5 protein-coding genes are annotated in these 5,326 nt (G+C 41.0%); all 5 read right to left on the reverse strand.

Annotated elements, in window-relative coordinates; translation table 11 throughout:
• Positions 1-169 precede the first annotated feature (169 nt).
• Positions 170-1,189, reverse strand: a complete 1,020-nt coding sequence (gene galE, locus ACKI4H_RS03680; RefSeq protein ID WP_407303946.1) for a UDP-glucose 4-epimerase GalE — start codon at positions 1,187-1,189, stop codon at positions 170-172.
• The gene (gene pgi, locus ACKI4H_RS03685; RefSeq protein WP_407303947.1) at positions 1,182-2,855 is read right to left on the reverse strand and encodes a glucose-6-phosphate isomerase; all 1,674 of its coding nucleotides are present in this window, start codon (positions 2,853-2,855) and stop codon (positions 1,182-1,184) included. The genes galE and pgi overlap by 8 nt, the downstream gene beginning before the upstream one ends.
• Positions 2,855-4,111 carry a nucleotide sugar dehydrogenase gene (locus tag ACKI4H_RS03690; RefSeq protein WP_407303948.1) on the reverse strand — a complete coding sequence of 419 codons (1,257 nt, stop codon included), beginning with the start codon at positions 4,109-4,111 and terminating at the stop codon, positions 2,855-2,857. Before ACKI4H_RS03690 ends, pgi begins: the two co-directional genes overlap by 1 nt.
• A 30-nt stretch (positions 4,112-4,141) precedes the next feature.
• Positions 4,142-5,017 carry a UTP--glucose-1-phosphate uridylyltransferase GalU gene (gene galU, locus ACKI4H_RS03695; RefSeq protein WP_407303949.1) on the reverse strand — a complete coding sequence of 292 codons (876 nt, stop codon included), beginning with the start codon at positions 5,015-5,017 and terminating at the stop codon, positions 4,142-4,144.
• Between the two features lie 15 nt (positions 5,018-5,032).
• Positions 5,033-5,326 (reverse strand): polysaccharide biosynthesis protein (locus tag ACKI4H_RS03700; RefSeq protein WP_407303950.1); only part of this gene is annotated, 294 nt, incomplete at its 5' end.

The following is a 5,326-nucleotide window of genomic DNA, read 5'->3' on the forward strand; positions in this document are numbered from 1 at the left end:
AACGGTTACTGAGAATGATCCAAGTAAACCTGTTTGAGAGAAAAACCTTAAAAGCTTTATTCATGCCCGATAAAATACCCATAAAACAAAGGGAAGCTCAAATGAGCTTCCCTTTATGAAAATTATGGGACAGTAGTGGCCTATAGGCTCCCATTTTTATTTAGACCCGTTAATTTTTATAACCGGTGGGATTTTGTTTTTGCCAGTTCCAGCTATCTGCCAACATATCTTCTAAAGCATATTGTGGTGTCCAGCCAAGCTCTGACACTGCACGCGCATTATCAGCAAAAGAGGTTGCCACATCCCCTTCACGTCGTGGAGAAAATTCAAATGCGACCGGTACACCATTCACTTTTTCAAAAGTATTTTTAACTTGAAGCACAGATGAACCATTGCCGGTGCCAATATTCCAGGCACGACAACCTCGCGCATTTAAACGGTTATTCAAGGCACATAAATGCGCATTGGCCAAATCGACCACATGAATATAGTCACGCACGCCTGTACCATCGACAGTGTCATAGTCCTGACCAAAAATAGAAAGTTTTTCTCGACGCCCTACTGCCACCTGAGTCACATATGGCATTAAGTTATTGGGAATCCCTTGTGGATCTTCACCAATGCATCCACTTTTATGTGCCCCGACCGGATTAAAATAGCGAAGTAGCGCAATCGACCAACGTTCATCTGCAATTGATAATTTTTGCAAGAGTTGTTCAACAATCAGTTTGGTGTAGCCATAGTTATTACTTGGCATACCTGTTGGCATCTCTTCATTTAGCGGAGATGTATTTGCTTCATCATAAACGGTTGCAGAGGAGCTAAAAACCAAATTAAAGATTTCTGCGCGTTCCATTGCTCTGACCAGGCTAATGGAACCTGCAATGTTATTATCAAAATAGGTGAATGGAATTTGCTGACTTTCGCCCACCGCTTTCAAACCGGCAAAATGAATCACTGCATCAATCGGATATTGCTGAAAAACCTGATCCAGAACTTTAGCATCACGAATATCACCTTCAACAAAGACCAAGGTTTTACCGGTCAACTGTTGCACACGGTTAAGAGATTCTTCTGAACTGTTGCAAAGATTATCCAGAACCACAACTTCATGTCCGGAATTTAACAGTTCCACACAGGTATGCGAGCCAATGTAGCCTGCCCCACCTGTTACTAAAATTTTAGCCATATGTTTTTCCTAATAATATCTGAATTAAGCCTTGAGTAGAGGCATCTAAACTCGAAATATCCTGCACATCCCCATTTAAAATCGGTAACAGCTGATTGGCAATTTCTTTGCCTTTTTCAACGCCCCATTGATCGAATGGATTGATATTCCAAAGTACAGACTGTACGAATACTTTATGCTCATACATGGCAATTAACATACCCAAGCTATAGGGATTTAATTCTTGTAATAAAATGGTCGTACTGGGTTGATTACCGGTATATTGTTGATACAGAGCTAAAGACTCGAGTTCGACTTGATCAAGTGCCTGATTACCAAATGCCAATAAACGCGATTGTGCCAGACAATTGGACAAAGCTAAATGGTGCTGCTCGACTAGGGCCTCAGCATTTTCGGCATAGGTAAACTGATTCGAATTATAACGCTGTACAGGGGCAATGAAGTCACAACTCACTGCCTGTGTACCTTGATGCAACAACTGATAAAAAGCATGTTGGGCATTTGGTCCCACTTCCCCCCAGACGATCGGGCAGGTATCTAATTGTACTTTTTCCCCATTGCGCTGAATCGACTTACCATTCGATTCCATTTCTAGCTGCTGCAAGTAAGATGCAAAGTATTTCAGGCGACCATCATAAGGCAGTACTGCATGGGTCTGAATATCAAGAAAGTTGTTGTTCCAAACGCCAAGCAAGCCCATCAGTACCGGAATATTCTGGCTTAAAGGTGCAGTTTGGAAATGTTGATCGATAGCATGCGCACCGGCAAGCAACTGCCTGAAACCTTCAACCCCGATAGTTAAAGCAATCGGCAAGCCTATACATGACCAGAGAGAATAACGCCCCCCGACCCAATCCCAAAGTAGAAACTGGTTTTCCTCGGCAACTCCCCACTCCGTCATTTTTTCAGGTTTGGTCGATACGCCAACAAAATGATGTTTCAACATCTGGCTATGTTGACCAAAGGCTTTTTCTAGCCACAAGCGTGCCGTTTGTGCATTGGATAAGGTATCAATGGTCCCGAAAGATTTCGATGAAATAATAAACAGGGTAGTTTCTGGACGCAGCTTATGCAACAACTCGGATAACTGACTGCCATCGATAGTGGAAACAAAATGTACATTCAGTGATTTTGATGTCGCCTGCTTAAAATCAGATAAAGCTTGGGATACCATCAGTGGCCCGAGGTCTGATCCACCGACCCCGATATTGACGACATCCTGAATCACTTCACCGGTTGCACCGCGACATTGGCCTGCGTGAATTTTTTCCACCAAGGCAAACATTCGTTGTAATTGTTCATGTACCTGATTTGAAAGTTGCGTATGTAATGGATCATTTTCAGGAAGACGCAAAGCCCAATGCATTGCTGCACGCTGCTCGGTATAATTGATCTGCTCTTCAGAAAAAAGCCTTTTAATCCATTTTTCCAGATTTTGTGTTTCAGCAAAATGAATTAATGCATTCAAGACATTCTGATCAATACGATGCTTACTAAAATCTAAAACAATCTGTTCCAATATTACCGAGAACTTTTCAAAGCGCTGATCATCTTGCGCGAACAGGTCATTTAAATGCAGATGCTCAAATTGTTTTTTTAAAGCGGTGAGTTTAGTTAAAATAGATTCATAATCATTGATTATAAAAGGCTGAATAGGCTGTGTCATTAGCGTCCAACTCCCATATAAGCAAAACCTTGTGCTTTAACATAATCTGGATCAAAAATATTACGACCATCTAAAATTAAGGGATGCTGCATGGTTTGAAGCAGTCTCTTGTAATCTGGACTCCAGTATTGCTTCCACGCAGTCAGTAAACACAACGCATGGCTATCTTTTACAGCTTCATATTGATCCGTACAATAAATCAGGTCTTCACGATGACCATATATTTTTTCAATTTCAGCAAGGGCTTGAGGATCATGTAATTTAACCTTAACCCCTTGCGCCCACAGTGCATTCAGCATGACATGAACAGGAGATTGTTGAATACGTGAGGTGTTTTCCTTAAAGGCAGCCCCCCAAATGGCGACGGTTTTCCCTTTTAAGTCACCATGAAAATAGTTCCATAATTTTCTAAATAAAAGCTCTTTTTGCTGTTGGTTAATTTCCCAAACCTGAGCCAGTAACTGGCTTTTAACCCCAGTACCAGAAACCGTATTGGCCAAAGTCATAATATCGTGAGAGAAGTTTTCCCCACCAAAGCCGGCACCCGGATACAAATAAGAAGCGCCAATACGGCTATCTGTAGCCATACCCTGACGGACATGCTCAATATCAATGCCTAATTTTTCCGCGACTACCGCCAAGTCGTTAATATAGCTTATGCGCGTCGCCAACATGCCTGAAATACTGAGCTTGGTAAATTCGGCATCTAAAACAGGCATAAACAGATACTGTTGCTGACGGGGAAATAAAGGACGCAACAATTCCCTGACTTTATTTTGCACTTCAAGTCGACTACAGCCGACGATCAATTGTTCGGCTTGCGTCATACTGGGTAGTGCATTACCTTCCTGAATCATATCGGGTAAATATACCCACTCATCTTGGGCAAGAATATGCTGGAATTTTTCAGTACTGTGCAGCCCCAAAGTTGAAGCATTAATCATCAACTTGGGATGAATAATGGGGCGTTGTTTGAGCTCTTTTAGAAGCTCGATGCCTTGAGCTTCTTCAGCCGGGCTTAAACTGAAAAAATAAGCATCGATATCTAAAGGAATTTCATTGAAGTTGCAATATTGAAGAAATCCATTTTTTTCCTGTTTTTCCAATAAATGCCTAACCGCTTCATCTTGTGCATAGGCCTGTTCTGACGATGTTTTTTTTAATACATCACACCAATACACCTGATGTCCGCACTCTGCCAATAAAGCTGCCATTACACCGGCATAAAGGGTTTGTCCAAATACCGCAACTTTCATAGAAGCTCCTCATTTTATAGTTTTATAGTTTTATAGTTTTAACTCTTTAATTAAGGCTTTAAAATCTTCACCCAATTTTGGATGGGCTACACCATAATGCAATACCGCTTTTAAATAACCTAATTTGCTACCACAATCGAAAGTTTGACCTTTCATACGATAGGCTTCAATACAGTCTGTCTGATGTAACATCGCAATCGCATCAGTCAACTGAATTTCATTGCCTGCACCACGTGGTGTTTGTTCAAGTAACTGCATAATTTTTGCAGGTAAAATATAACGCCCCACGACAGATAAATTGGATGGAGCAGTACCAACCGCAGGCTTCTCTACAATACCTTGCATGATAATGCTTTCAGCCACTGCCGGACTCTCGGCGACATCAACAATTCCGTATTGATCGACCATATTGTCAGGTACTGCTTCAACCATAATTTGTGAAGCTCCAGTCGCTTCAAAACGCGCGATCATTTTCGCCAGATCATTCTCAACTTGATCATCTTTAACCAGTACATCGGGAAGCAATACAGCAAAGTCATCATCCCCAATCACGGCTTTAGCACAAAGTACGGCATGTCCCAAACCAAGCGGTTGTGGCTGACGAACACTCACAACACTAACATGCGGAGGTAAAATTTCAGTAATTTCTTTAAGCAAATCAAATTTCTTTTTATTTTCTAATGTAGTTTCAAGTTCAAAATTACGGTCGAAATAATTTTCAATGGATGCTTTTGAAGAATGAGTCACCAGAATAATTTGTTCAATTCCTGCCGCAACTGCCTCGCGTACTACATATTCAATTGCAGGACGGTCAACAACCGTGACCATTTCTTTGGGAATCGACTTACTTGCAGGTAAGAATCGGGTACCTAAACCTGCTACCGGTAAAATTGCCTTTTTAATCATTATCATACCTAAATATTAATTTACTTTAATTTCTTTGCCACGTTGATAGCCATCAACATAATGCTCTAACTGAATCAAAGCCCAATTTACATCATCTTCAATGGCGGTCAGTGTATTCATTTTTTCAAAAATTTTAATCAGCTCATCCAGAGGATAATGCTTTTCAAAAGATCTTAAAATACGAGTATGTTGTGTAATTTCAGTATCTTCATGATCAATCAGTAACTCTTCGTACAGTTTTTCACCGGGACGTAAGCCGGAGTATTTTATTTCAATATCTCCCTGCTGCGAATCTGCTTCTCGAACGGT

It is taken from the genome of Acinetobacter sp. (assembly GCF_045628685.1).
Lineage (GTDB): Bacteria > Pseudomonadota > Gammaproteobacteria > Pseudomonadales > Moraxellaceae > Acinetobacter.

Excerpts from the sequence above, each read along its gene's own strand:
- galE (WP_407303946.1), bottom strand. The coding sequence starts at position 1,189 with ATGGCTAAAATTTTAGTAACAGGTGGGGCAGGCTACATTGGCTCGCAT.
- pgi (WP_407303947.1), bottom strand. The coding sequence starts at position 2,855 with ATGACACAGCCTATTCAGCCTTTTATAATCAATGATTATGAATCTATT.
- ACKI4H_RS03690 (WP_407303948.1), bottom strand. The coding sequence starts at position 4,111 with ATGAAAGTTGCGGTATTTGGACAAACCCTTTATGCCGGTGTAATGGCA.
- galU (WP_407303949.1), bottom strand. The coding sequence starts at position 5,017 with ATGATTAAAAAGGCAATTTTACCGGTAGCAGGTTTAGGTACCCGATTC.